Source organism: Muricoccus nepalensis (assembly GCF_006438825.1).
Classification (GTDB): domain Bacteria; phylum Pseudomonadota; class Alphaproteobacteria; order Acetobacterales; family Acetobacteraceae; genus Roseomonas; species Roseomonas nepalensis.
In genome coordinates, this window is the sequence record NZ_RCZP01000123.1 from 1 (window position 1) to 1,068 (window position 1,068).

Annotated in this window: 2 pseudogenes; both read left to right on the top strand. The window is 62.5% G+C overall.

The features are described from left to right. A pseudogene (locus EAH89_RS30890) lies at nucleotides 1-215 on the top strand (hypothetical protein); the annotation flags it as partial. Nucleotides 216-584: 369 nt separating this feature from the next. After that, nucleotides 585-1,068, top strand: a pseudogene (locus tag EAH89_RS30895) (transposase); the annotation flags it as partial.

Here is a 1,068-nt window from a genome sequence, read left to right on the forward strand (position 1 = left end):
TCGGCGACCGTATCCGCATCGTCGAACCGCACACCGATCGCTTGCCCGACCCGCTCGCCCGCCACGGCGCGACGCTGATCGACATCGACACTGCGCTGGAGACATGCCCGGTAATGATTGTCCTGGTCGATCACGATGTCTTCCGCGCGGTCCCCGCGAGCGAGCGGAGCGGCAAGGCAATCCTCGACACCCGCGGGATCTGGAGCGCGGGGTGACCCGCGAATAACACGTTGTCAGTTCACTTCGCCATAAGTGGCTGGTGCTTGACCGGTTTGCCGCGATAGGACTAGATGGTGCTCGCTCGACGCATTTGCGTTTCGTTAGAGCGGCTTTCGCAAGATATGAGTGGCTCAGGGAATCCAATAGGCGTGCCGATCTGATTCGGCATGCTGGCTGGATGGAGGTCRGCATGGATGGGTAAGCCATTATCGATGGATCTGCGTTCGCAGGCACTGGCCGCGGTTGACGAAGGATTGAGTTGCCGGGCGGCAGCGGGGATGAGAGGTGGCTCGGGAAATCWGAACAGCGGGGATAAGTGGATTGCCGATCTGACCGCGGCCATGTTGGCCGCCCCAGGAGGCAAGATGAGCAAGCGACCCCGCCGGAATCACAGCCCGGCGTTTAAGGCCAAGGTAGCTCTGGCTGCCGTRAAGGGTGAGAAGACRCTGGCCGAGTTGGCGCAGCAGTATGACGTGCATCCAAACCTCATCAACCAGTGGCGATCCCGGCTGCTGGAGGGCGCGGCGGACGTATTCGGATCGGAGCCGGCCGCGAGCGAACCGGCGATCGACGTGACTGTGCTGCACGCCAAGATCGGCGAACTGACACTGGCGAACGATTTTTTGGCCGGTGCGCTCGGGAAGGCCGGTCTGTTGCCGAGCGCAAAGCGATGATCGACCGCAACCATGCGCTGCCGCTGACCCGTCAGGCACAGCAGCTCGAGATCAGTCGCGGCAGCATCTATTATCTGCCGCGGCCGGTATCGGAGGCCGATCTGGCGATCATGCGGCGGATCGACGAGCTACATCTGCTCTACCCGTTCGCGGGTAGCCGGATGCTGCGCGATCT